The 25,062-nt window shown below is 67.7% G+C and carries 21 protein-coding genes and 1 pseudogene; 8 read left to right on the top strand and 14 right to left on the bottom strand.

Annotated elements, in window-relative coordinates:
* Nucleotides 1-89: 89 nt before the first annotated feature.
* Nucleotides 90-926, bottom strand: coding sequence for a LysR substrate-binding domain-containing protein (locus tag RHOOR92_RS0104645; protein WP_027489734.1), 837 nt, complete (start codon nt 924-926; stop codon nt 90-92).
* Nucleotides 927-1,020: 94 nt separating this feature from the next.
* On the opposite strand from RHOOR92_RS0104645, the gene RHOOR92_RS0104640 reads away from it, so the two are divergent.
* On the top strand, nt 1,021-1,944 hold the full coding sequence (locus tag RHOOR92_RS0104640; protein WP_027489733.1) for a cyclase family protein: 924 nt from the start codon (nt 1,021-1,023) through the stop codon (nt 1,942-1,944).
* 279 nt (nt 1,945-2,223) lie between these two features.
* Entirely contained in the window at nt 2,224-2,667 is a 444-nt protein-coding gene (locus RHOOR92_RS0104635) for a nuclear transport factor 2 family protein (protein WP_231378322.1), read from the top strand.
* A gap of 27 nt (nt 2,668-2,694) precedes the next feature.
* On the opposite strand, the gene RHOOR92_RS0104630 is transcribed toward RHOOR92_RS0104635, so the two are convergent.
* From RHOOR92_RS0104630 to RHOOR92_RS0104615, 4 genes are all read right to left on the bottom strand, one after another.
* Nucleotides 2,695-3,429 (bottom strand): SDR family NAD(P)-dependent oxidoreductase, encoded by a 735-nt coding sequence (locus tag RHOOR92_RS0104630; RefSeq protein WP_027489731.1) that lies wholly within the window; start codon nt 3,427-3,429, stop codon nt 2,695-2,697.
* Entirely contained in the window at nt 3,426-4,868 is a 1,443-nt protein-coding gene (locus RHOOR92_RS0104625; RefSeq protein WP_027489730.1) for a TolC family protein, read from the bottom strand. The genes RHOOR92_RS0104630 and RHOOR92_RS0104625 overlap by 4 nt, the downstream gene beginning before the upstream one ends.
* 134 nt (nt 4,869-5,002) lie before the next feature.
* Entirely contained in the window at nt 5,003-8,194 is a 3,192-nt protein-coding gene (locus tag RHOOR92_RS0104620; RefSeq protein WP_027489729.1) for an efflux RND transporter permease subunit, read from the bottom strand.
* Nucleotides 8,195-8,386: 192 nt separating this feature from the next.
* A complete protein-coding gene (locus RHOOR92_RS0104615; RefSeq protein WP_027489728.1) occupies nt 8,387-9,634 on the bottom strand; it encodes an efflux RND transporter periplasmic adaptor subunit in 1,248 nt (415 codons plus the stop codon).
* A 144-nt stretch (nt 9,635-9,778) separates the two neighbouring features.
* Here RHOOR92_RS0104615 and RHOOR92_RS0104610 point away from each other — a divergent pair, with 144 nt between their 5' ends.
* Nucleotides 9,779-10,750, top strand: a complete 972-nt coding sequence (locus RHOOR92_RS0104610) for a LysR family transcriptional regulator (RefSeq protein ID WP_027485107.1) — start codon at nt 9,779-9,781, stop codon at nt 10,748-10,750.
* Between the two features lie 43 nt (nt 10,751-10,793).
* Here the strand turns inward: RHOOR92_RS0104610 and RHOOR92_RS0104605 are convergent, their stop codons facing one another.
* Complete coding sequence (locus RHOOR92_RS0104605; RefSeq protein WP_007510181.1) at nt 10,794-11,591, bottom strand: undecaprenyl-diphosphate phosphatase; 798 nt, start codon at nt 11,589-11,591, stop codon at nt 10,794-10,796.
* A 362-nt stretch (nt 11,592-11,953) separates the two neighbouring features.
* Here RHOOR92_RS0104605 and RHOOR92_RS0104600 point away from each other — a divergent pair, with 362 nt between their 5' ends.
* The 4 genes from RHOOR92_RS0104600 (at nt 11,954) to glnA (ending at nt 16,033) form a co-directional block, all read left to right on the top strand.
* Nucleotides 11,954-12,715, top strand: a complete 762-nt coding sequence (locus tag RHOOR92_RS0104600) for a TorF family putative porin (protein ID WP_027489727.1) — start codon at nt 11,954-11,956, stop codon at nt 12,713-12,715.
* A 24-nt stretch (nt 12,716-12,739) separates the two neighbouring features.
* Nucleotides 12,740-13,078: a P-II family nitrogen regulator gene (locus RHOOR92_RS0104595; RefSeq protein ID WP_007510185.1), complete on the top strand. Its 339-nt coding sequence runs from the start codon at nt 12,740-12,742 to the stop codon at nt 13,076-13,078.
* Nucleotides 13,079-13,100: 22 nt separating this feature from the next.
* Complete coding sequence (locus tag RHOOR92_RS0104590; protein WP_007510187.1) at nt 13,101-14,423, top strand: ammonium transporter; 1,323 nt, start codon at nt 13,101-13,103, stop codon at nt 14,421-14,423.
* Between the two features lie 197 nt (nt 14,424-14,620).
* Nucleotides 14,621-16,033 carry a type I glutamate--ammonia ligase gene (gene glnA / locus RHOOR92_RS0104585; protein ID WP_007510188.1) on the top strand — a complete coding sequence of 471 codons (1,413 nt, stop codon included), beginning with the start codon at nt 14,621-14,623 and terminating at the stop codon, nt 16,031-16,033.
* 184 nt (nt 16,034-16,217) lie between these two features.
* On the opposite strand, the gene RHOOR92_RS0104580 is transcribed toward glnA, so the two are convergent.
* The 6 genes from RHOOR92_RS0104580 to RHOOR92_RS0104555 all read right to left on the bottom strand — a co-directional run bounded on the left by RHOOR92_RS0104580 (nt 16,218) and on the right by RHOOR92_RS0104555 (nt 22,419).
* Nucleotides 16,218-16,517 (bottom strand): hypothetical protein, encoded by a 300-nt coding sequence (locus tag RHOOR92_RS0104580; protein WP_007510190.1) that lies wholly within the window; start codon nt 16,515-16,517, stop codon nt 16,218-16,220.
* 116 nt (nt 16,518-16,633) lie between these two features.
* Entirely contained in the window at nt 16,634-17,191 is a 558-nt protein-coding gene (locus RHOOR92_RS0104575) for a Panacea domain-containing protein (RefSeq protein WP_015446404.1), read from the bottom strand.
* A gap of 333 nt (nt 17,192-17,524) precedes the next feature.
* On the bottom strand, nt 17,525-18,838 hold the full coding sequence (locus tag RHOOR92_RS0104570; RefSeq protein WP_051281152.1) for a carbohydrate porin: 1,314 nt from the start codon (nt 18,836-18,838) through the stop codon (nt 17,525-17,527).
* A gap of 5 nt (nt 18,839-18,843) precedes the next feature.
* Nucleotides 18,844-20,235: a cytochrome c gene (locus RHOOR92_RS0104565; protein WP_027489726.1), complete on the bottom strand. Its 1,392-nt coding sequence runs from the start codon at nt 20,233-20,235 to the stop codon at nt 18,844-18,846.
* Nucleotides 20,232-21,875 carry a GMC family oxidoreductase gene (locus RHOOR92_RS0104560; RefSeq protein WP_027489725.1) on the bottom strand — a complete coding sequence of 548 codons (1,644 nt, stop codon included), beginning with the start codon at nt 21,873-21,875 and terminating at the stop codon, nt 20,232-20,234. Before RHOOR92_RS0104560 ends, RHOOR92_RS0104565 begins: the two co-directional genes overlap by 4 nt.
* Before the next feature lie 13 nt (nt 21,876-21,888).
* Complete coding sequence (locus RHOOR92_RS0104555; RefSeq protein ID WP_027489724.1) at nt 21,889-22,419, bottom strand: sugar dehydrogenase complex small subunit; 531 nt, start codon at nt 22,417-22,419, stop codon at nt 21,889-21,891.
* 238 nt (nt 22,420-22,657) lie between these two features.
* Between RHOOR92_RS0104555 and RHOOR92_RS0104550 the strand changes: the two are divergent.
* A pseudogene (locus tag RHOOR92_RS0104550) lies at nt 22,658-22,873 on the top strand (hypothetical protein); the annotation flags it as partial.
* A gap of 120 nt (nt 22,874-22,993) precedes the next feature.
* Here RHOOR92_RS0104550 and RHOOR92_RS0104545 read toward each other — a convergent pair.
* Together RHOOR92_RS0104545 and RHOOR92_RS0104540 are read right to left on the bottom strand one after the other, a co-directional pair.
* Entirely contained in the window at nt 22,994-24,367 is a 1,374-nt protein-coding gene (locus RHOOR92_RS0104545) for an ATP-binding protein (RefSeq protein ID WP_015446409.1), read from the bottom strand.
* 3 nt (nt 24,368-24,370) lie between these two features.
* A complete protein-coding gene (locus tag RHOOR92_RS0104540; protein WP_007510205.1) occupies nt 24,371-25,060 on the bottom strand; it encodes a response regulator transcription factor in 690 nt (229 codons plus the stop codon).
* Nucleotides 25,061-25,062: the final 2 nt, after the last annotated feature.

Raw genomic sequence — 25,062 nt, 5'->3', positions numbered from 1 at the left:
CAGCGCGCGAACCCGCGCGGCCGGCCGGCAGGCGCTGCGGATGGATGCTGGTCCGCGCCGCGACCCCGTCGCGACCGCGCCAGGTCGAGCTAACCGGCTCGGCGCGCCCTTAGCCGCTTCGCGATGAGCGCTCCCAGCGCCTCGGCGACCGGTACCGTGGCCTTCCCGGCGAAGATCCGCACATCGATGGACGGCAGCGCCGGCAGCCCGCGCGCCCTGGGCAGATCCGGCGCGGCCAGATGGGAAGCCAGAACGCCAACCGCCAAACCGGCGCGCGCGGCAGCTTCCACCGACGCCACGCTGGAGGTGCTGGTGGTGATCTCCCAGGGCAGCCCGGCGCGATCCAGTGCGGCGAGCGCCTGCCCGCGCATGAGACAGCCTTCGGGGTAGAGCACGAGGGGAACAGCACCTTTGCCCGGCCAGTGACCCATCCACCGCAACGGCAGCCTGGCCAAGGTGGTGCCGGCGGCGTGGCCCGGCAGCCCGAGGCCGATCACCAGATCGCACCGCGTGTCGAGCTGCGCCACCAGGTCCCGCGTGGTGCCGGTCGTTATCTCGAACAGCAGGTCGGTCCGCCGCGCGCGGAGATCGGCGAGCGCCGGCATCAAGGCGTACGCGGCGATCTCGTCGGTCACGCCGAGCCGTACCACGCTGCGCGTGGTACCGTCGCGCACCGCCAGGACCGCCTCCTCGCTCAGGTGGAGCAGCCGGCTGGCGTAGCCGAGCAGGCGTTCGCCGGCAGGACTCAGGCGCACCTCGCGACTGTTGCGCGCAAACAGTGTTTCGCCCAGTTGCGCCTCCAGCCGCTGGACCTGCTGGCTGATCGCCGCCTGGCTGCGCGAAATGCGCGAAGCCGCCGCGCTGAAGGAGCCGCGCTCGGCAACGGCAACGAACGTGCGCAGCAGGTCAAGGTCGAGCGATGTCATGAATTTCTTATAGATGAGATAAGAACTATTGGATTGTCTTGATGATGCTGTCCGACTAGTGTCGCGTCAACCACGCACCCGGAGAACCAGCATCGTGACAACCGGCAACCAGACCACCGACAAGCGGGTTTGCTTTGACTTCGAAGTCGATTTCTCGAACGGCGGTGGCATACAGGGGCAGGGATTCCGCCTGGATCTCGACGGCGACGACATCGCCGATCAGGCGCTCGCCGAGTACATCATCAAGGACCTGCGCCTGTTGATGGTGGGAGCGGTCCGCATCCTGAACAAGCAGATCATCAACGAGCGGCACAAGCGGCGCGCCAGTGCCGTGGCGATCGCGCAAGGCGCGGCGCGGGGCGACCTGTTCGACCTGAGCCATCCGGTCCGGGACGGCGAAGTCGTGTTTCCCGGGCTGCCGGCGCCAAGGATCACCGAGCACATGAGCCACGAGGCCAGCCGTGGCCGCTATGCGCCCGGGGTGACCTTCCAGATCGGCCGGGTGGACATGGTCGCCAACACCGGCACCAGCATCGACGCGCCGTCCCATCGCTACCCGGGAGGAATCGACGTGGCGGGGCTTGCCCTGGCATCGGTGGCTGACGTCGACGCCGTCGTGATTCGGTTGGCGGGGATGCAGGGGCGCGCGATTGCGCGCGAGGCGATCGCCGCCACGGAAGTGCGCGGACGGGCGGTGCTTCTGGATACCGGCCAGGCGCTGCGCTGGGGGACGCCGGCCTACACCGAGGCGTCACCCTATCTGTCGCGCGACGGGGCGGAGTATCTGCGCGACAACGGCGCGCTGCTGGTCGGGATCGACGCCATCAACATCGATGACACCCAGGATGCCCAGCGGCCGGCACACTCGATCCTGCTCGCGGCAGGCATCCCGATCGTGGAAAACCTTGCACCGATGAATTCGCTGCCCTCCCGGAACCTCCGCTTCTCCGCCGCTCCGATGCGAATCGCCGGGATCGGTGCGTTCCCGGTGCGCGCGTGGGCCAGGGTACTGCCGTGATTCGGTCGCCCAACCGGCGTACGCAGCAGGTCGCGGCATCGAGCAGCCGCGGCGTTGCTGGCGGAAACCCCGGTGCTTCGTCGCCGTGATCGTGGACGCCGCTGGACAGCGCTTGTCTGCCGCTTGTCCTCCTCCCGCCGGCGCTGGTCACGGAAACGTTGCCGGTCGCCGCCCTGCCGTACAGGCTGGGTCGGCGGTCATCCGGCCGCGCATGAGGGCAGTGCGATGTGCAAGCCATATCTGTTTCGGATCGGCGCCAGGTGTGTGGCCGTGCTGTCGATGACGACCCTGAGCGTGCACGCGGCCACCGCCGTCGCGCGCGCGGGCGCGAACGAGACCAGCAGAAGCGAGGCGGCTGTGATCGCCGTCGACCAGCACTGGCTGGCGGCCGAGCTCGACGGCGACACGGCCTGGCTCGACGCCATGTTGCTGCCCGAGTACCGCTCGGTCGGCGCCGACGGGGTGGTGCGTGCGAAGGCCGCGATCCTGGCGCATGCGGTGAAGAACCGCGGCAACGACGCCGAGCGGCGCAAGGTGGAGGCGTGGCTGAAGGCGCATCCATCGGGCAAGGCGGTCGTGATCCACGGCGACACCGCGATCCTCACCTTCTACAACCCGCAGCTGGGCGCGGCCAACGGCGTGCGTTCGTCCGACATCTTCGTCTACGCGGGCGGCCGCTGGCATGCGCTGTACTCGCAGCACAGCACAGTCGGCGCCGGCTGAGCCCATTCCTCGATGCGGGAGCGCGGATCACCAGGCGATGGGTTCGCCGTCGCGGAAGAAGCGTCCGGTCGGCGCCGGGGTGGGCAGGCTGGTGGCCCACACCACACCGGCGGCGCCGATGCTGACCGGGCGGCCACCGGGGCCGCCGAGGTCGGTGGCGGTCCAGCCTGGGCACACCGCGTTCACTGCAATGCCGCTGCCCTCCAGCTCCGCCGCCAGCGTGCGCGTGTACGCGTTGAGCGCGGACTTGGAGGTGCGGTAGGCCACGCAGGCGCTGCCGTTCGAAGCGCTGGCGGCGCAGCCACTGGAGACGTTGACGATGCGGCCGTAGCCATGCCGGCGCATCAGCGGCAGCAGTGCGCTGCACAGCCGCCAGCTGCCGAACAGGTGGGTCTGCATCGCGTCCAGCGCCGGCGCGAGGTCGCCGGCGCTGGCCTGTGCGTCGGGGTCGTAGTAACCGCCGGCGTTGTTGACCAGCACGTCGAGCCGGCCGTAGGTGATCTCGATCCAGCGCGCCAGCGTGTCGACCTGCTCCTGTTGCGTGACGTCGAGCTGCACCGCGATCACCTCGCCGGACGCGCCGGCCAGCTGGCGCGCGGCGTGCAGGCCCTTGTCCAGGTCGCGTGCGCCGAGCAGCACGGTCATGCCGTACTCGCTGAGCTGGCGCGCCACCTCGAAGCCGAGGCCGCGGTTGGCGCCGCTGACCAGCGCCACGCGATAGACCGGCGTCGCCGCCGGCGGGCGACGGGCCGGGCGGCTCACGGCGCGTCGGCCCGGGCCACCGCGCTGCAGCGCTCGTCGCCGCAGGCCTGCCAGCCGCCGCCGAGCGCCTTGTACAAGGCGACGGCGCGGGTATTGATCGCCGCTTCGGCCTGGGCCAGGTCGTCCTCGGCGGCGAGCTGGGTGCGTTCGGCGTCCAGCAGTTCGAGGAAGCCGGTGGCGCCTTCCTGGTAGCGCACGCGGGCCAGCTCGGCGGCGCGCTTGCTCTGAGCGCCCTGCTCGATCAAATGGTCGACGCGGATGCGCTGCTGGTTGAACCCGGTGACCGCGTTGTCGATGTCCTCGATCGCTTCGAGCACGGTGCGCTGGTAGTTCGCCTGCGCCGCATCGGTGCGCGCCTCGCTGGCATGCAGGTTAGCCCGCACGCGCTGCACGTTGAGCCCGGCCCAGCTGATGCTCGGCGCCAGCGACCAGGCGCGCGTCGCCGGGCTGCCGAAGTCGTTGCTGCGCCCGGACAGGAAGCCGAGGAAGCCGCCCAGCGTGAGGTGCGGGAAGAAGTCCGCCTTGGCCACGCCGATGCGCGCGGTGGCGGCGGCGTACGCACGTTCGGCCATGCGGACGTCCGGACGGCGCGCCAGCACGTCGCCGGCGTCGCCGATCGGCAGGCTGGCGGCGATCGGGGTGAAGCTTTTCGGCGATACGTCAATGTCCAGCTCGCCGGGGCGTTCGCCGAGCAGCACGGCGAGACGGTATGCGCTGGCGCTGGCCTGCGCCTGCAGCAACGGCAGCTGCGCCTGCACCGCGGCGAGGCGGGCCTTCGCGCTGGCCACGTCCTGCTCCGCACCGGAGCCGAGCTGCTGGCGCACCTCGGTGAGGTGCACGGTCTGCTGCTGGTTGTCGATGTCGCGACGGGCGATGTCCAGCCGCAGCTGGCTGCCGCGCAATTCGAAATAGTTGCGTGCCACCTCGGCGAGCAGGCTGACCTGGGCGTCGTGCAACGCCGCCTCGCTGGCGCCGAGGTCGGCGCCGGCCGCTTCCACCGAACGGCGCACGCCGCCGAACAGGTCCAGTTCCCATGACGCGTCGAAGCCGGCCTGGTACGTGGTCGTCGTCTGCCGCTGCGTGCCGAAGCCCGGCTGCTGGCCGCGGCTGCGCGTGTAGTTCGCGTCCGTGTCGATGGTCGGCAGTTGCTCGGACTTCGCGCCGCTGAGCAGCGCGCGCGCTTCATGCAGCCGCGCCACGGCGATGCGCAGGTCGAGGTTGTTCGCCGCGGCGCGCTGGATCAGCGCATCCAGCGTGGGGTCGTTGAACTGCTTCCACCACGCGGCCTGGAATTGCGCGTTGTTTTCCTGTGCGGCATCCAGTCCCTGCAATTGCGGCGCGGCAATCTTCGCTGCGTGGTAGTCGGGACCCGCGCTGGCGCAAGCGGCCAGCAGCGTCAGGGCCGTGACCAGCAGCGCACCTCGCACCACCTTCGTCATTCCTGCGAAAGCAGGAATCCAGTGACTGTGTGTGGTAGGAGCCGAAGGCGCTGGATCCCAGCTTTCGCTGGGATGACGAGCGAAAAGGTGGCTCGCGAAAGTGTTCCGCGGCATGTCATGCACGAGTGTTTTCATCAGTGGTTCTCCAGCGCCGGCAGTGCATGCGCGGCGGCGCGTTCGGCCGCGCGCGCCTCGCGGCGCTCGACCAGGGCGCGAATGACGACGTAGAACAGCGGCGTGTAGATCAGCCCGAAGATGGTCACGCCGAGCATGCCGGCGAACACCGCCACGCCCATCGCGTGGCGCATCTCGGCGCCGGCGCCGTGCGAGGTGACCAGCGGCACCACGCCCATGATGAAGGCGAACGAGGTCATCAGGATCGGGCGCAAGCGCAGGTGGGCCGCTTCCAGCACCGCCTCGTGGCGGCTCATGCCTTCATGCTGGCGTTCGCGGGCGAACTCGACGATCAGGATCGCGTTCTTGCACGCCAATCCGACCAGCACGATCAAGCCGATCTGGGTGAAGATGTTGTTGTCGCCACCGGACAGCCACACGCCGGCGATCGCGGACAACAGCACCATCGGCACGATCAGGATCACCGCCAGCGGCAGCGACCAGCTCTCGTACAGCGACGACAGCACCAGGAACACCAGCAGCACGCACAGCGGGAATACCAGGATCGCGGTGTTGCCGGCGAGGATCTGCTGGTAGGTCAGCTCGGTCCACTCGAAGCTGACGCCGTTCGGCAGGTTGTCCTTCGCCAGCTTTTCCATCGCCGCCTGCGCCTGGCCCGAGCTGAAGCCCGGCGCCGGGCCGCCGTTGATCTCGGCGGTGGGATAGCCGTTGTAGTGCTGCACGCGATCCGGGCCGGCACCCTGTTTCACGGTGACGAACGAACCCAGCGGCACCATCTGGCCCTGCGCGTTGCGCGTCTTCAGCTGCATGATGTCTTCGGGCGTGTGGCGGAACGCCGGGTCGGCCGAGACGTTCACCTGGTAGGTGCGGCCGAAGCGGTTGAAGTCGTTGACGTAGAGCGAGCCCATGTAGGCCTGCATGGTCTGGTACACGTCGCCCAGGTTCACGCCGACGGTCTTGGCCTTCTCGCGATCCACCTCGGCGTCCACCTGCGGCACGCTGATCTGGAAGCTGGAGAACAGCCCGGCGAGTGCCGGCTCCTTGCGGCTGGCGGCGATCAGGTTCTGCGTCTGCTGGTACAGCTCGTTGAAGCCGCGGTCGCCGCGGTCCTCGATCTGCAGGCGGAAGCCGCCGATCGTGCCGAGCCCCATCACCGGCGGCGGCGGGAACACCGCGATGTAGGCGTCCTGGATCGAGGCGAACTTCTGGTTCAGCGCACCGGCGATCGCGCCGGCCGACAGCGATGCGTCACGGCGTTCCTCGAACGGCTTCAGCGTGACGAACACGATGCCGGAGTTGGTGGAGTTGGTGAAGCCGTTGATCGACAGGCCGGGGAACGCGACCGCGTGCTCCACGCCCGGCTGCTTCAGCGCGATCGCGCCCATGCGCTGGATCACGTCCTCGGAGCGATCCAGCGAGGCCGCGTCGGGCAGCTGCGCGAACGCCACCAGGTACTGCTTGTCCTGGCCCGGCACGAAGCCGGTCGGCACGTGCGAGAAGCCGAACCAGGTCAGCGCGATCAGGCCGGCATACACCACCAGCGCCAGCATGCCCTTGCCGACGATGCGCCGGACGCCGCCTACGTAGCGTTCGGAACCGCGATGAAACAGGCGGTTGAACGGGCGGAACAGCCAGCCGAACGCGCGGTCGATGCCGCGCGTGAGGCGGTCCTTCGGCGCGTCGTGACCCTTCAGCAGCACCGCGGCCAGCGCCGGGCTCAGGGTCAGCGAGTTGAACGCGGAGATCACCGTGGAGATCGCGATGGTCAGCGCGAACTGGCGGTAGAACTGGCCGGTGAGGCCGCTGACGAAGGCGGTCGGGATGAACACCGCGCACAGCACCAGTGCGGTGGCGACGATCGGCCCGGTGACTTCGTGCATCGCCTTGCGCGTGGCTTCGCGCGGCGATTGCCCGAGCTCGATGTGCCGTTCCACATTCTCCACCACCACGATCGCGTCATCGACCACGATGCCGATCGCCAGCACCAGGCCGAACAGCGACAGCGCGTTGAGCGAGAAGCCGGCCAGGTACATCACCGCGAAGGTGCCGATCAGCGATACCGGCACCGCCACCAGCGGGATGATCGAGGCGCGCCAGGTCTGCAGGAACAGGATCACCACCAGCACCACCAGCAGGATCGCCTCCAGCAGCGTGTGCGCCACCGCCTCGATCGAGCCGCGCACGAACACGGTGGGGTCGTACACGATCTGGTAGTCGACGCCCTGCGGGAACTCCTTCTTCAGCTGCGCCATGGTGGCGCGCACCTCGTCGGAGATCTGGATCGCGTTGGAGCCGGGCCGTGCGAAGATCGGCAGCGCCACCGCCGGCTTGTTGTCGAGCAGGCTGCGCAGCGCGTAGTTGTTCGAGCCCAGGTCGACCTTCGCCACGTCGCCCAGATGGGTGACGCCGCCGTTCGCGGCGGTGCGCACGATGATGTTGCGGAAATCGTCCTCGCTGACCAGCCGGCCGCGCGTGTTGATGTTGAGCTGGAACGCCGAGTTGGTGGGGCCGGGCGGCGCGTTCAGCGCGCCGGCGGCGACTTGCACGTTCTGCTCGCGGATCGCATTGATCACGTCGCCGGTGGTGAGCGAGCGCTGCGCCAGCTTCTGCGGGTCCAGCCACACGCGCATCGAGTATTCGCCGGCGCCGAAGATCTGCACGTCGCCGACGCCATCGAGCCGCCCCAGCACATCCTTCACGTGCAGCCGCGCGTAGTTCGACAGGTACAGCATGTCGTAGCGCTGATCCGGCGAGGTGAGGTGCACCACCATGGTCAGGTCGGGCGAACTCTTCTGCGTGGTCACGCCGAGCCGCTGCACTTCCTCGGGCAGCTTCGGCAGCGCCTGCGCCACGCGGTTCTGCACGTCGACCTGGGCGGTGTTCAGATCGGTGCCAAGCGCGAACGTCACGGTCAGGGTGAGTGCGCCATCGCTGGTCGCCTGCGAGGAGGTGTACAGCATGCCTTCCACGCCGTTGATCTGTTCCTCCAGCGGCGTGGCGACGGTTTCGGCGATCACCTTCGGGTTGGCGCCGGGGTAGGCAGCACGCACCACCACGGTGGGCGGCACCACTTCGGGGTATTCGCTGATCGGCAGCTTGAACACCGCGATGGCGCCGGTGATCACGAACAGCAGCGACAGCACGGCGGCCATGATCGGCCGGTCGACGAAGAATTGGGCGATGTTTTTCATGCAAAAGATCCTCGACGAAGCCGTTTCGCGGCCTCGGTCTGCTTTGCTCTTCCCCCTGCATCGCAGGGGGAGGTGGGGAGGGGGTGACGCTCTTGCTCTTGGCTTCGCCGGAGGGCTTCACCCCTCCCCAGCCCTCCCCTGCTGCACGTCCCGCAAGGGGACTTTCTTCGGCCGCAGGGGAGGGAGCGGTGTTCAGCCTTGCGGGCGACTCTGCGGAGCTGTCGTGCCGGCTTGCGCCGTGCGCGCATCGACATCCGGCGCATCGCCGCTCTCGACCAGCGCCTTGTCGGCCGCCTCCAGCCGATAACTCATCGCCACCTTCTGCGGATTCACCTCCACGCCGGGGCGCACGCGCTGCAGGCCGTTCACCACCACCACGTCGTTGGCGCCCAAGCCGCTGTCGATCACGCGCAGGCCGTGGAACAGCGCGCCGGTGTCGACCTTGCGGTACTGCACCTTGTGCTCCTTGTCGACCACGTAGACGAACTGGTTGCCGAGGTCGGTGCCGATCGCGCGGTCGTCGACCAGCACGCGCGGGCGCGCCTGGCCGCTCTGCAGCTGCACGCGGGCGTACAGGCCGGGCGTGTACAGCCCGTCGGCGTTGTCGAACACCGCGCGCAGGCGCATCGTGCCGGAGCCGCTGTGCAACTGGTTGTCGACGAAGTCGAGGCGGCCGTCATGCGGGTAGCCGGTCTCGTCGGCCAAGCCCATCGCGGCCTCGATCCGCGCGTTGCGGCCGGCCTGCTTCGCGCTGGCGCGCAGGTGGTCGAGCTTGAGCCAGCTCTGCTCGTCCACGTCGAAGTAGACGTAGACCGGGTTGACCGAGACCACGCTGGTCAGCACGTCGTTGCTGGTGACCAGGTTGCCGGGGGTCACGCGGGCATTGCTGACGCGGCCATCGATCGGCGAACGCACCCGGGTGAAATCGAGGTTCAGCCGCGCGGCGGCCAGCGCGGCGGCGGCGGCGCCCAGCTGGGCCCGCGCACTTTGCGCGGTGGTGGCCTGGCGGTCGGCTTCCTGCTGCGCGATCGCGTGCTGGGCCAGCAGCATCTCGGCGCGGCGCTGGTTGGTTTCGGCCAGGCTCAACTCGGCCTTGGCCTGTGCCTGGTTGGCGACCAGCCGGTCGACCTCGGCCTGGTACGGGCGGGCGTCGAGCTGGAACAGCACGTCGCCCTTGTGCACCAGCGCGCCTTCCTGGAAATGCACCGACTCCACGAAGCCGCCGACCCGCGGCTGCACCTGCACCGTGTTCACCGCTTCCAGCCGGCCGGTGAACTCGGCGCTGTCGCTGACCTGGCGGGTCAACGCCTGCGCCACCGTCACTTCCGGCGGCGGCCCGCCGGCGGGGCTTTGCGCGCGGCTGTCGTTGCCGTGCAGCAGCAGCCAGCTGCCGAAGGCTCCGGCTGCAACCAGGAGAACCAGCATCCATTGTTTTTTCATCTTGCACTCCCAACACCTTGTTGGCCGGGGAGGGGGAACCCGGCGAAGGGTCGAGAGAATAGGTGTACTTTCCGGTATAGAAAATCCGTTCCTTGCGCACTACACTCGTGCGCCGCAGTCACGAATCGACGAGGAATTGAAACAATGGAAGACTTTTCCGCCATTTCGACCTTCGTCCGCGTGGTCGAGGCCAAGAGTTTCGCCGCCGCCGCCAGCCAGCTCGGCATGACCCCGTCCGGGGTCAGCCGGGCCGTTTCCCGGCTGGAAGCCCAGCTCGGCGCCAGGCTGCTGTTCCGCTCCACCCGCTCCCTGCGGCTGACCGACGATGGGGCCTCGTTCCATGCACGTTGCAAGGAAATCCTTGCCGACCTGGCCGAGGCGACCGAGGCGCTGAACTTCGCCAACAGCAAGCCGACCGGCAAGCTGCGCGTGGGCATCTCGCTGTCGGTGGGCCGCGCCGCGGTGATCCCGCGGCTGACCGAGTTCGAGCAGCGCTACCCGGACATCCGGCTGGAGCTGTCGATGAGCGACTCGCCGGCGGACCTCAACGGCGAGGGCCTGGATTGCGCGATCCGCGTCGGCGAGCTGGAGGATTCCAGCCTGATCGCGCGCAAGATCGGCTACCTCAGCAACGTGGTGTGCGCCTCGCCCGAGTACCTGCGCAAGTACGGCGCGCCGCGCAGCATCGAGGATCTGAAGAGCCACCGCTGCATCAACTACGTCTACCCGAACGGCCGGCCGCGCCAGTGGCAGTTCGACACGCCGGGCGGGCAGATGAGCGTGGACATCGACGCGCACATGCTGATCAACGACGGCGAATCGGTGCTGCAGGCGGTGGCGGCCGGGCTGGGCATCACCCAGGTGCCGCGCATGCTGGCCGCGTGCCTGCTGGAGAAGGGCATGCTGGAACGGGTGATGACCGACACCCACTCCACCGGCAAGCCGGTGTGGATCGTCTACCCGCAGAAGAAGCACCTGTCGGCGCGCGTGCAGGCCTTCATCGAATGGGTGCGCGAACTGTTCGACCGCACCAACCAGCCGGGCCAGTGTGCGGTCGACGCACCGAAGACCCCGCCGAAACCGGCGCCGCGGAAGGCGCTGGTCGAAGCCGCGTAGGCGCCACCGCCGGCGCTGGTTCGCAGGGTCCGGCCGCCGCGGCTCAGCCGCCGGCCGGCACCAGCAACAGCAGCGCCACGCCGAACGCGATGCGGTAGAGCGCGAACGGCGTGAACGCGTGCGCGCGGATGTAGCCGAGCAGCCACTTCACCGCCACGAACGCCATGATCGCCGAGACCACGAAGCCGACGATCAGCGCGGTCCAGTCCTCGTGCGCCGCGCCGCCGTCCTTCATCACCTTCAGCAGCTCGTAGCCGGTGGCCGCGTACATGGTGGGAATGCCGACCAGGAAGGCGAACTCGGTCGCCGCCGCGCGGTTGCTGGTGCCGAACAGCATCGCCGCGAAGATCGTCGCGGCCGAGCGCGAAGTGCCGGGAAAGATGCCGGCGATCATCTGCGCGATGCCGACCAGGATCGCCACTTTCCAGGTCACTTCACGGCGATCCGGCTGCCGCGCGGCCAGCCGTTCGGCGGCGATCATCCACAGGCCGCCGATCACCAGCGCCCACGCCACCGGCGTCACCGTCTCCGGCAGCTTGAAGCCGAGCTTCACCGCGACCAGGCCGAGCACGGCGGTGATCAGGAAGGCCACGGTCAGCTTCAACAGGTAATCGCGGTTGCCCGGCTCGCGCCACTGCGTCAGCAGCAGCCAGATCCGCCTGCGGTAGATCAGCGTCACCGCCAGGATCGCGCCGGCCTGGATGCCGATGTTGAACAGGTCCGAGCGCGCACCCAGCCCGAACTTCTCCGCGATCAGCAGGTGCCCGGTCGAGGAGATCGGCAGGAATTCGGTGATGCCCTCGATGATGCCGAGCAGGATGACATGGAGCAGGTCGGTCACGGGCGGGTCCGTTGGCAGGGTGGAGGTGTGCCGTCGAACGGATCGCCGGCATGAAGCGGCATAGCTTACGGGTTTTGCCTTGATGCCGGATGGCCGGCAGCCGAGCAGGCGGCCGGGCCGGATGCGCACTGCAACAGTGCAAAGCGGCCGCCTCGACGGGTGCGGATGGTGCGAACTCGGGCGCGGCCGCTTCGTTGCGATGCCGCCGATGCCGTCTCGACCACGGTTTCCGCGCGTGGCACGTGGCTTGCTGAGGGACAGGGGGAGCCATCCAGGTGCATGGCCGCGACGAAACGGCGCATGGACGTCTGGACGTCCGGACGGCCATCACCCAGGCACCATCAGCGGAGGGAGTGCGGCCCATGAGACGAAGCTGGATGTCCGCGGCGGTGGTTGCGTCGGGATGGGCCGCCATCGCGCCGATGCCGGCGCGGGCCGGCGACACCCCGGCCAGCCGGTGGCTCGGCAGCGCCGGCGTGGTCAGCGACTACCTGTTCCGCGGCCTGTCGCAGACCGATCGCCGGCCTGCCGTGCAGGCCGGCGTGGAATTCGACCATGCCGGCGGCGGGTACGTCGGCGGCTGGGGCAGCAACGTGAGCTGGCTGGCCGATGCCTCGACCTCCACCGCGCCGATTTCCAGCAGCGTGGAGCTGGATCTCTACGCCGGCTGGCGCGGCGATGCCGGCGGCGGCTGGAGCTGGGATGCGGGCCTGTATCGCTACCAGTACCCGGGCAGCTATCCACGGGGGTTCACCCGGCCGCACACCACCGAGGGCTATGCCGCGCTGGCCTGGAAAAGCGTGTCGCTGAAGTACTCGTACGCGTTCACCGACCTGTTCGGCTATGCCGGCAGCAGGCACAGCGGCTACCTGGACCTGTCGTGGAGCCGGGAGTTCGCGCCGGGCTGGCTGCTCAACGCGCACGTGGGGCACCAGCACGTGGCGAACGTGCCGGGCACCTCGTACAGCGACTGGAAGCTGGGCGTGACGCGCAACTTCGGCAGCGGCTGGTCGCTGGCGTTGGGCTACTGCGACACCGACGCGCGCCGGGCTGCGTACACCAACGCGCGCGGCCACTACCTGGGTGGCGCCACGGCGGTGCTGAGCGTGGCCAGGTCGTTCTGAAAGACATTCCATCCGGAGCCATCCATGAAAATGATCACCAGCGTGATCCGCCCGTACAAGCTCGACGAGGTCCGCGACGCGCTCGCGCATGCCGGCGTGTCGGGCATCACGGTGACGGAAGTGCGCGGCTTCGGCCGCCAGAAGGGCCACACCGAGCTGTACCGCGGCGCCGAGTACGTGGTCGATTTCCTGCCCAAGCTCAAGGTCGAGGTGGTGGTGCCCGACGAACTGCTCGACGCAGTGCTGGAGGAGATCCAGCGCGCCGCGCGCACCGGCAACGTCGGCGACGGCAAGCTCTTCGTCACCGGCGTGGAGCAGGTGATCCGCATCCGCACCGGCGAGCTCGACGCCGATGCGCTCTGACCCGCACCCCGTGAGGTTTCCCATGAAAGCGTTCAAGTTCCGTCGCGGCATCGGCGCGGGCCTGCTGCTGCTCCTGGCCGCGCCGCTGCTGCACGCCACCGCGCCCGCGCCGATGGTCGACAAGGGCGACGTGGCGTGGATGCTCACTTCCACCTTGCTGGTGCTGCTGATGACGGTGCCGGGGCTGGCGCTGTTCTACGGTGGCCTGGTGCGCGCGAAGAACGTGCTGTCGGTGCTGATGCAGGTGCTGACGGTGTTCTCGCTGCTGCTGCTGCTGTGGGTGGCGTATGGCTACAGCCTCGCCTTCAGCGGCAGCGGCGCGGTGATCGGCAACTTCGCCAAGCTGTTCCTGCATGGGGTGACGAAAGACACGCTGGCGGCCACGTTCACCCCGGGCGTGTCGTTGCCCGAGTACGTGTTCGTGGCGTTCCAGGCCACCTTCGCCGGCATCACCGGCGCGCTGATCGTGGGCGCGCTGGCCGAGCGCATGCGCTTCCGCGCGGTGCTGCTGTTCGCCGCGATCTGGTTCACCTTCGCCTACCTGCCGATCGCGCACATGGTGTGGGCCGGGCCGGACGGTTTCCTGTACGCGAAGGGCGCGCTGGATTTCGCCGGCGGCACCGTGGTGCACATCAACGCCGGCGTGGCCGGCCTGGTCGGCGCCTGGTTGGTCGGGCCGCGGCTGGGCTTCGGCCGCGAACCGATGAAGCCGCACAACGTGACCTTCACCATGATCGGCGCGGCGCTGTTGTGGGTGGGCTGGTTCGGCTTCAACGCCGGCTCCAACCTGGAGGCGAACGCCGGCGCGGCGCTGGCCTTCCTCAACACCTTGCTGGCCACCGCGGCGGCGGTGCTGGCGTGGCTGGCGATCGAGGCGGTGCGGCGCGGCCACGCCTCGATGGTGGGCGGTGCTTCCGGCGCGGTGGCCGGCCTGGTCGGCATCACCCCGGCCTGCGGCACGGTGGGGCCGCTGGGCGCGATCGTGATCGGTGCGCTGGCCAGCGTGTGCTGCGTGTGGGGCGTGACCGGGCTGAAGAAGCTGCTGCACGCCGACGACGCGCTGGACGTGTTCGGCGTGCACGGCGTCGGCGGCATCGTCGGCGCGCTGCTGACCGGCGTGTTCACCGCGCCGGCGCTGGGCGGCACCGGCGCGGCGGACTATTCGGTCATCCACCAGCTCGGCGTGCAGGCGCTGGGCGTGGCCATCACCGTGCTGTGGAGCGGGGCGGTGTCGGTGCTGGGCTATCTGGTGGTGAAGGTGGTGTTTGGCCTGCGCGTGCCGTATGACGCCGAGCGGGAGGGGCTGGACATTACCTCGCACGGCGAAAGCGCCTACGATGGCTGAGCCGGGTGGCCGGGCCACGGCCGGATGTTCCATGATGGTGCAATGCGTTTTATCGACTGCACCAGCATGAAACCTTCCGACTGCCCCGAAGCACCCCGGAAGCCCGCCACCCCTTGCGGCGCAACGGGTTCGCTCGCTGGCACGCGCCTTGCTCCATCCGCCTCATCCCGCTCATCCATCCACGTCGAGGTTGTTCCATGTCCACCGCCCACCACGTGCTCGACCTGATCCAGGAACACGAGGTCGAATTCGTCGACTTCCGTTTTGCCGACATGCTCGGCGTGCACCACCACGTCACCTTCCCGGCCCACGCGATCGACGAGTCGACGTTCGAGGACGGCAAGATGTTCGACGGCTCCTCGATCACCGGCTGGAAGGGCATCAACGAGTCGGACATGATCCTGCTGCCCGACCCGGACACCGCCCACCTCGATCCGTTCAGCTCGCACACCCAGCTGATCCTGCATTGCGACGTGCTGGAGCCGAGCACCATGCAGGCCTATGGCCGCGACCCGCGCTCGATCGCCAAGCGCGGCGAGGCGTACCTGAAATCCACCGGCATCGCCGACACCGCGTTCTTCGGTCCGGAGCCGGAGTTCTTCATCTTCGACTCGGTGCGCTGGCAGAACGACCCGGGCCGGGTGTTCTACGAGATCGGTTCCGAGGAAGCGGCGTGGTCGTCGCGCTACAAGTACGACGGCAACAACAGCGGCCATCGCCCGGGCGTGAAGGGCGGCTACTTCCCGGTCAGCCCGGTCGACTCGCTGGGCGACCTGCGCGCCGACATGTGCAAGGTGCTGGAGTCGCTGGGCCAGAAGGTCGAGGTGCACCACCATGAAGTGGCGAACGCCGGCCAGTGCGAGATCGGCGTGAAGTTCAACACGCTGGTGAAGAAGGCCGACGAGCTGCTGACGATGAAGTACGTCATCAAGAACGTGGCGCACCAGAACGGCAAGACCGTCACCTTCATGCCGAAGCCGCTGGTCGGCGACAACGGCTCGGGCATGCACGTGCACCAGTCGCTGGCCAAGAACGGCGAGAACCTGTTCGCCGGCGACCTCTACGGCGGCCTCAGCCAGACCGCGCTGTGGTACATCGGCGGCATCTTCAAGCACGCCCGCGCGATCAACGCGTTCGCCAACTCCACCACCAACAGCTACAAGCGCCTGGTGCCGGGCTTCGAGGCGCCGGTGATGCTGGCCTACTCGGCGCGGAATCGTTCCGCGAGCTGCCGCATCCCGTACGTGGCCAGCCCGAAGGGCCGGCGCATCGAGGTGCGCTTCCCCGACCCGATGAACTCCGGCTACCTGGTGTTCACCGCGCTGATGATGGCCGGCCTCGACGGCATCATCAACAAGATCGACCCGGGCGCGCCGGCCGACAAGGACCTGTACGACCTGCCGCCGGAAGAGGAGAAGAACATCCCGCAGGTCTGCTCCAGCCTCGACGCCGCGCTGGAAGCGCTGGACAAGGACCGCGACTTCCTGAAAGCCGGCGGCGTGTTCACCGACGACTTCATCGATGCCTACATCGAGGTGAAGATGAAGGAAGTGACCAAGTACCGCGCCAGCACGCACCCGCTGGAGTTCCAGATGTACTACTCGCTCTGAGCCGGCCCATCATGTGATGCGGACAACGGGCGCTTTGGCGCCCGTTGTCGTTTCGGCGGTGCCGCCAAGCTCGATGCGCTTGCTATTGAAACCCACCGCCTCGAATCCATCTACCAACCGAATTTGCGATCGTTCGGTTGTGGCTGCGTGTGGGACCCGCGGTCAGCGGTCGCTGCGGTGAAGATCATTCATCGACGGCATCGACCCAGCCGTGGGCGACGATCAGATCCTTGATTTCTTTCGGTGTGTGCCTGGAAGACAGGCATGCACGAATGATCCGAGCCACGATGGCGCCGTCCATCATGTCGTGCTGTCTGAAAACACCGGACTCCACGGCTCTCACCAGCTTGGCGGCTTCTTCCAGCCGGCAGGTGCTGTACTTGACGTAGTTGGTCTGTTTCACGAACGGATGGTCGCCTGCGTACAGCAGACAGGCGGGGTCGTAATAGGCGTTCTGACGAACCGTGCTGAGGCTGACGAGCAAACACTTGAGTGGCTCGCCAAAGAGGTCTCAAAGCAGCACGAACAAATGACGCAGATCGGGTCGATCAATCGACCCGGACGGTATAAGCACCGTCGCGCGCTTGGTCGCGAAAAACATCAGATCGTGGCGAACAGACGATCCACGATCGCCGCCTCGGCCAGACGCTCCTGGGCTTCATTCGCCTGCTGCATGTTCCGGCCCAACGCGAGAAAGACATCGCGCGGCGGGATTGGGTTCATGGAACCCTTGGGGTCGGTCCATTCTCCACACATCGTGTGGGTGAGATCGCGAATCTCGTACTTGCCAAGCTGGCCGAAACGATCCCAGGTGTCGGTCAAAACCTCGATGTCGGCATCGCTGAGTGCACCCAATGAGTCACGATTCAGCGGCCCGTGTTTGGCCGAGCCGACCTCGTAACCGGCCCTGCCGGTGACCCAATGAGACCAATCGTTGGTATCCGAGCATTCGCCGTTGATGAGCTCCAACGTCCGCGACAACACTGGGCCGTGCGGCATCGAAACCATGCGGTCGCCGGAAATCGGCTCGTCGTAGCGATCCATGGATTCGCGGTCAGCTAGGTACAGAAGCTTCATGAGCTTCAGTACCGGCATGCTGCCGTGGCCCTTCTCGAGGAAGAACGCGGCCATCTGGGAAACTTTCTTTTCGTTGAACATGGCTTTGGCCTTCATCTGCCCCGGGAATCGGCGTTGCGATGTTCGCCAGACTTTTGCTTGTCGGGAATGGCTGGGTAACGGCGCCATCCAACTGATACGGATCAAAGGTAGTGGCTGAAGAGTCGGTGGCCGCGTGAGCCGCGGAAATGTCTGACTGATCAAGAAAAAAGGTACCACAAGCGAGCGGCCGAGAAGTCAAGATGGGCAGGGATGGTTGGGGCGCGTTCACGGCCCGGCACTTGGGCGCCGGCCACGTGCGGTGGTCGATCGGCGGTGCGCTCCGGTGCTCCTTCTCCGCGAAGGCGGGGGTGATGCCGAGCCCCGGCGTGCAATTCAGAACGTCACCTGCGTGTACAGGCCGATGACGAAAGCATCGGGGATGCCGCCGGTGCCGCCGGGGTGCATCACGTACTGCAGATTGGGGCGCAGGATGAGCCAGGGAGTGAGCTTGGCGCCGTAGTCGATCTCGGCGACGCTTTCGTAGCGCTGGATGCCGATGCTGCCGGGCGCCACCAGATCGCGGTCGCGCTGGTAGCGGGTCAGCCGCGGGTTGGTGCGGCCGCTGGCGACCATGAGCGAGACCACGTCGTCGTCGCGGCCGGGGAAGGTGCCCTGGTAGTGGCCACCGACGATCCAGAAGTAGCGGTACTTCGCGGTCGACGCATCGCCCACGCCGCCCATCGCGCCCAAGGTGAGCCCGCGTTTCGTGTCGGGCCCTTCACGGTAGACCATCTTGTCGACGATGAAGTAGCCGCCCGAGCGGCCATTGTGCTGCATGAAGCCGGCGCCGGTGAGGCCGGCCGACTGGCCATTGACGTCGGTGTAGACGTCCGGCGTGCCGACGGTGTTGTAGTACGCGCCGAGCTTGAGATCGGCGGGCAGCTGCCCGCTGCCGTAGCCGTTGGACCAGCCCACCTCGACCGGCAGGAACACGCCGTGATGCTTGAGGCTGAGGTTCCAGCCCTGGTCCTTGTTGCCGGCGTTGGGATTGTTGAGATAGGCGCCGACGGTGGCGTAGAAGTCCGGCGTGGCATGCCACTTCACGTGGCCGCCCCATTGCGCGGTGGGGTAGTTGTGCGCGCCGCTGTTGGTGGTCATCGCGTTGGCGTGGCCGCAGATGATGCCGTTCTGGAAATTGCAGAACGCAGGCAGTCGCGCGAAGTCGTCGCCCGCCGGCGACCAGCCCAACTCCATGAAGACCCGGTGGTCGAGGAAATCCTGTTGCCAGTTCAATGCGGCCAGGCGGAAGTTCTGTCCCGCGCCGTAGAGCTCCTGCACCGAGAACTGGTTGCCAATCGCGTCGGCCGACAGGCTGCGGCCGTCGCGCTCGGTGACGGTGAACTGGATCTTCGCGTCGGGCACGCCCCACAGCTTGTCGAGGTCGAAGTCCGCGCCGAGGTCGAGCTGCTGGGTGTAGCGCGCGGTCTGGCGATGGCCGCCGGAGAGGTTGCCCGCGCTCTCGGTGGTCCAGTGCGCGCGCAGGGTGGTGCCGTCGCCCTGCAGCTGCGTGCGCGTGCCGCCCCAGTCGCCGGTCAGCGTGGGTTGCCCAAGCCAGCCGCCGGCCTGCTGTGCCAGGGCCGGCAACGTGCACAGCCACAACGTGCTGCCGAGCGCCAGGCCGGGGATCGTGCAGGGTGGATGGCGCATGAGGGTCAGGCCGGGCCGGAGGAAGTCCGGCGCCGCTTGCGCCGGCGCCACAGAACAATGATGGCGAGGATCAGCACCACCACCACGACCATCGCCAGCAGGACCAGCGCGGCCAGGTGCGATGGCGCGCCGCCGGCGCGCAGGTTGGCGACCCGCGTCGCCGTGATCCGTGCGGCGGGGTTGCCGTAGCGCAGCGTCAGGTAATTGCCCAGGGTGGCGATCTGCTGGTCGCTCAGATCGCCCGCGAAGCCCGGCATGTGCACGCCGGAGTCGCCGGTCTGCCAGCGGATGCCTTCGAGGATCACCAGCACCAAGTTGCCGCTGGCGATGCGGCCGGTGGCGGTGTTGTGGAACAGCGGCGGCAGGCCGCCGTCGAAGCTGCCCTCGCCGCCGGCCTGGTGGCAGCTGGCGCAGTGGGCGTCGTACAACTGCTCGCCGCTCCACTGCTCCGCGTCGGCGGGCGGGGCGATGCCGCGCTGGTCGGCCATCCCGTCGAACGCGGCGCCCCAGCCGCCGACGGCGCGGGTGTCGGCCGGGTCGTGGCGTGCGGGTACCGTCTTCAGGTAGCTGGCGATCGCCTGCAGGTCGGCGGGTTCGAAGTGTTGCAGGCTGTGCTCGACCGCCTCGGCCATCGGTCCGGCGGCCTGCGCCTTGCCGCGGGCGTGGCCGAGCTGCAGGTAGTCGACCAGGTCCTGTTCGCTCCAGCCGCCGATGCCGCTGTTCGCGTCCGCGGTGATGTTCGGCGCCAACCAGCTGCCGACCATGCCGCCGGCCAGCTCGCGCGACGACCGCTCGGCCATCAGCAGGTTGCGCGGCGTGTGGCAGGTGCTGCAGTGGGCCAGCCCGCGCACCAGGTAGGCGCCGCGGTTCCATTTGGCGTCTTTGGCCGGATCGGGCGTGAACGGCTTGCGGTCGAGGAACAGCAGGTTCCACCCTGCCATCGACAGGCGGAGGTTGAACGGGAACGGCAGCCGGGTCAGTGCCGGCCTGTTGTCCACCGGCGCCACGCCGTGCATGAAGTACGCGTACAGCGCACGCACGTCGTCGTCGGTGACCTGCGCATACGACGTGTACGGCATCGCCGGATACAGGTGGGCGCCGTCGGCGCGAATACCCTTGCGCAGGGCGTCGCGGAACTGCGGCTCGGTGTAGCGGCCGATGCCGGCGGTGGTCGACGGCGTGATGTTGGTGCTGATGATGTTGCCGACCGGCGTGGGCACCGTCAGCCCGCCCGCATACGGCTTGCCGCCGGGTGCGGTATGGCAGGCCACGCAGTCGCCGGCGGTGGCCAGGTACTGGCCGCGTTGCAGCAGGGTGGCGTCCGTCGTGTCGGCGGCATGGGCCGACGCAGTGACGAGCAGGGCGAGCAGCAGCCGGCCGCAGGTCGAAACGTTCATGCGAGGCCCGCCTCGCGCCCGCTGTCCGCCGTGGTGGTGCGCGATGCCTTCGCCGGCAGAATGTGTTCGGCGGTGCGCAGCGCCAGTGCCACGCCGGTGAGCGTGGAGTTCATCGTCGCCGCAGTGGGCATCACGCCGGTGCTGCAGATGAACAGGTTCTCGTGGTCGTGCGTGCGGCCGAACGCATCGACCACCGAGCTCGACGGGTCGTTGCCCATGCTCATCGTGCCGGTGATGTGCTGGTTGTTGGCGAAGTTGCCCTCGGCGCTGTAGCGCAGGCCGGTGCCGCCCATCAGTTCGGCGATGCGGGCGAAGTCGGCCTTGGATACTTCCGCGGCGCGGCGAGTGTAGTCGTCGATCGCGTAGTGCGCCTCCGGTTTCGGGATGCCCATGGCGTCCTTTTCCGCGCTGAGCGTGATGCGGTTGTCGGGGTTGGGCAGCACCTCCAGCACGTTCTTCACGTTGACCTGGCGCGCGGCGCGCCAGCGCAGCTGCTTGGCGAATTCCGCGCCGTACACGCCCTCCTTGATCAGGTCATTGGTGACGGCGAGCACCTGCGAGATGTTGGTGAAGTCCAGCCGGTACGGCGCGTGCTGCGAGCGGAACGCGCCGTCGCGCAGGGTGTTGATCGAGCTGGGGCTCTGCGGGCCGCGGCCCAGCCACAGTTCCTCGTCGGCGTAGAAGGTGAGCGAGGTGCTGGGGTGGTCCATCAGGTGGCGGCCGACCATGCCGGAGCTGTTGGCCAGCCCGTTCGGGTACTTGTCGCTGGCCGACAGCAGCAGCAGCTTCGGGCTCTCGATGCCGTTCGCGGCGAGGATGAAGGTGGCGCCGGTGACGCGGTGTTCGCTCTTGTCCGGCGCGTAGTAGTGCACCGCCGCGATGCGCCCCTTGGCGTCGTGCTCGATGCGGTAGACCACCGCATTGGGCACGACCTTGGCGCCGGCGGCCTCGGCCGCCTCCACCGCGTTGATGCCGAGGTATTGCGCGTTGACCGGGCAGATCGGCTGGCAGCTGTTGTTGCCCACGCAGGCGGGGCGGCCGTCGTAGCCGCGGCTGTTGCGCGCCACGGTGTTGGCGACCACCGGGTAGACCGGGGCCAGGCGTTCGCGGAAGCGGCGCATCGACCACGGCTCGGCCACCGGTTCCATCGGGAACGGATGCTGGCGCGGCGAGCCGGTGTTGTCGGCGCCGGCCACGCCGAGGATCTCCTCCGCCTCCTGGTACCACGGATCGAGTTCCTCGTAGGTGAGCGGCCAGTCCACGCCGACGCCGTAGAGGCTCTTGATGCGCACGTCGTTCGGCACCAGCCGCCATGCCTGCGCGGCCCAGTGCCAGGTGGTGCCGCCCACCGCGCGAATGTACTCGGCCGGGTAGGGATACGGCCCGGCCTGCTTCAGGTAGCCGTTGTCCTCGGGCACGTAGATCGGATGCGGCGCCCACGGCGAGGGCGGGTACGGCGCCATCCAGTTGCCCTTGATCGGCGAGTTGCGGAACGCGGCGACCACGCGGGCGCGCTCCAGCCGCGGCCCCGCCTCCAGGATCAGCACCGAGGCGCCTTGCTGCGCCAGCCGGCGCGCCGCCAGCGAGCCGATGATGCCCGAGCCGATCACCACGATGTCAGCCGACAGCTGTCCGGACATCGGATTGCACTCCTCAGGTGTTGGGCTTGACGGACCAGCTGCCGTACGCGCCGTACGCGAAGGTGGGCGGCTTCAGCACGTCGGCCACGATCACCGCGTTGAGCGCGGTCTCGTAGGCGACGCAGCGCGCGCCTTCGCCGCTGCCCACCACGCCGAGCGCCCAGGCGCCGAGGATCTGCCGCGGCAACGGCGCCAGCGGCGAATGCTCGCCATCCAGCATGCCTTGCAGCTGTTGCGGATCGATGTGGCGTTCGTTGAGCAGGGCCAGGAGCGCCTGCACGTCGGCCGGAAAGTTCGGGTGCGCGGCGGCGAGGGCGTCGTAGAGGCGGGTGGCCTGCGCGGCATCCAGCGCCTGCCGGCCGACCAGGATCGCGGAGAGCGCGGTGAACGCGCCGAGGTCGGCGCGCGGCGCGGGCTGCGCCAGCGCCCAGGGAATCAGCGAGGCGGTGTACGCGGTGAGCAGGCCCGCCAGCAGGCGGCGACGCGAGGGGTCGACGGGGCCGTTGCGGCGCGCGGCGACGCTGTCGGGTTCTTCCGGCGCCATTGACCCTCCCCCCTTGCGGATTGCCGTGCAGCTGGCGACTGGGACCGCTGCCAAGGCGGGGCCGACCTTACTCTGGTTACGGTGCAAGGCGACGTGAAGATTCGAGATGGTTGGGGGAATGTGGCGGAACGCATTGCTGCAAGAAATAACGGGATGCCGTCGACAGGCGTGGAGAGTGCCGAACCCTCGACGGGTGTCGACCGCATTCGATGGCTATTCAGTGGGCGCAGCGGCCGATGAAGAAGAAAAGACCATCCCGCAGGTGTGCTCCAGCCTCGACGCCGCGCTGGAAGCGCCGGACAAGGATCGTGACTTCCTCAAGACCGGCGGCGTGTTCACGGACGCCTGCATCGAGGTGACGATGAAGGCGGCCACCACGTGCCGCGCCAACACGCATCTGCCGGAGTTCCGGATGTATTGCCCGCCCCCGATCGCGGAGACATCGGGGGATTGAAAATGATGGGCGCTGCGGCACCCATCGTCTTTGGCGGTCGCGCGATAGGCGCCCCGTGGACCGGGGCGGCGGCCGGTCGCGTGTCTGCGTGCTGAATCGGCGCGAGGCCTTGCGCGGCGCCTAGACGGGTCGTTGAAAGTCGATTTGCACGGCGAGGCCGGGTTCGCCATCGCCCAGGCTTACCGTGATCTCGTGCAGCTGGGCGACTGCGGTCACGAGCGCGAGTCCGAGGCCGCTCCCGGGCGTGCTTCGAGAGGAGTCCAGGCGGACGAAGCGTTGCAGTACGCGTTCGCGCTCGTGCTTCGGGATGCCTGGTCCCGTGTCGCGAACAATCGCCCGGGCACATCCGGGCATCGGCAGCAACGACAGAAATACGGGTGTGTGGGGCGGGGTGTGATGCAGCGCGTTTTCGACCAGGTTGGCGAACATCTGCGTCAACAGCATCGCATCGCCGCGCACAATCGCGCCCGGATGGATTCGGGCATGAAGACTGCGGCCCTGATCCTCGAATACGGGTGCGAAGTCGCCGACCAGCACGCCAAGCAAGCCCGAGAGATCAACATCAGTGAAGTTTTCCTGCTGCTTCTGGTTCTCGATTTGCGCGATCCTGAGCAAAGCCGCAAAGGTAGCCAGCACATGGTCGACGTCGGCCAGGGCCGTCGTGCAGGATTCCCGGTAGCCTTCGACGCTGGTGACCTGAAGCGTCGTGGCTTCAAGCTTGTGGCGCAAGTGCGTCAAAGGTGTACGCAGATCGTGGGCGATATCGTTGGAGACCTGGCGCATGCCCTCCATCAGTGACTGAAGTCGGGCCAGCATTCGGTTCAGCGAGCGGGCGAGGCGGTCGAATTCGTCGTCGCGATCCGTTACCACGATTCGCGTGCCCAGATCGCCCTTGACGATGTTCGATGCGGCCTGAGTGATCGTCTCGACCTTGCTCAGGTAACTTCTGGCCGTAAGCACGCCACCGGCCAGTGCCAGCACCACGGCCGCGAGCCCGGCCCAGATGAAGGACTGCAACAGGAGTTCATTCAGTTGGTCCGCCTGCAACGTCCCGTGGGCCACCGCCAGGATGTTGCCGTCCTCGAGACGGGACGAATTGATCAGAAGGTGGCCGGGCACGGAGTGCTTGCTATCGATATGGCGAAGTTCGTGCAACCTGGTCCAACCGAGTGACGGCGGCATCTTTGCCAGACTGCCCGCGATGCGATCGCCACGGGGGGAAAACAGTCCGTAGAAGAACGTTCCCTTTTGCGCATGAGCAACGGCTTTGTTGATCGAGGCCACGCGAATGCTGCCGGGCACGGCGGTCATTTCGCTCGATTCGTCGCTGATTTCCTGACGGAGTTGTGCGGTGACATAGCCGCTTACGGAAACCCAGGTAATCGCAAACAGCACGAGTGCCGCGAAGGCGAACGATGCGGCTTGCAGAACGCCGAGTCGAAATGCGGCGCTGTGCAACAGCCGGGAGATCTGCTCCTTGGTGCGGATGTTCACGATTCAGTGTCTGTCCGGCAAGCGCAGTATGTAACCTGCGCCCCGCACCGTATCAATGAGTTCGCCGCCGGGGAAGCCGCGGTCGATCTTGGCGCGAAGCCGGCTCATGTGCGTCTCCACGACGCTGGTCCGTGGATCGAATTGATATTCCCACACGTTTTCGAGCAGCATTGCGCGGGTGACGATGTGGCCGGCATGACGCATGAGGTATTCGAGCAGGCGGATTTCACGCGCCTGCAGGTCGATGACATGACCGCCCCGGCAGGCCTCGCGCTTGAGCAGATCCAGTTCGAGATCGGCCACGCGCAGCAGCGTCTCCGAAGGCGCCGCCATTTGCATCCGCCTTGCCAGCGAACTGACGCGAGCCGCCAGTTCGCTGAATGCGAAGGGTTTCGAAAGATAGTCGTCGGCGCCGGCGTCGATGCCTTCGACGCGCTGATCCACGTCGCCCAACGCCGTCAGCATCAAGACCGGCGTAACCACGCGCGCCGACCGCAACGCTCTCACCAGGCTCATGCCGTCAAGTCCCGGCAACATGCGATCGATGACGAGTACGTCGTGTTCCTGCGATGAGGCGCGCTGCAATCCTTCCCGGCCGTCCATCGTCTGTTCGACCACATGGCCAAGTTTCGTCAGCTCCCTGGTGATATAGGCCTGGGTCTCGGCGTCGTCTTCGATCAGCAGGATGTTCATGA

The organism is Rhodanobacter sp. OR92, assembly GCF_000427545.1.
GTDB lineage: Bacteria > Pseudomonadota > Gammaproteobacteria > Xanthomonadales > Rhodanobacteraceae > Rhodanobacter > Rhodanobacter denitrificans.
Note: the sequence above shows the minus strand (reverse complement) of the source record. Positions and strands in the feature narration are given on the sequence as shown.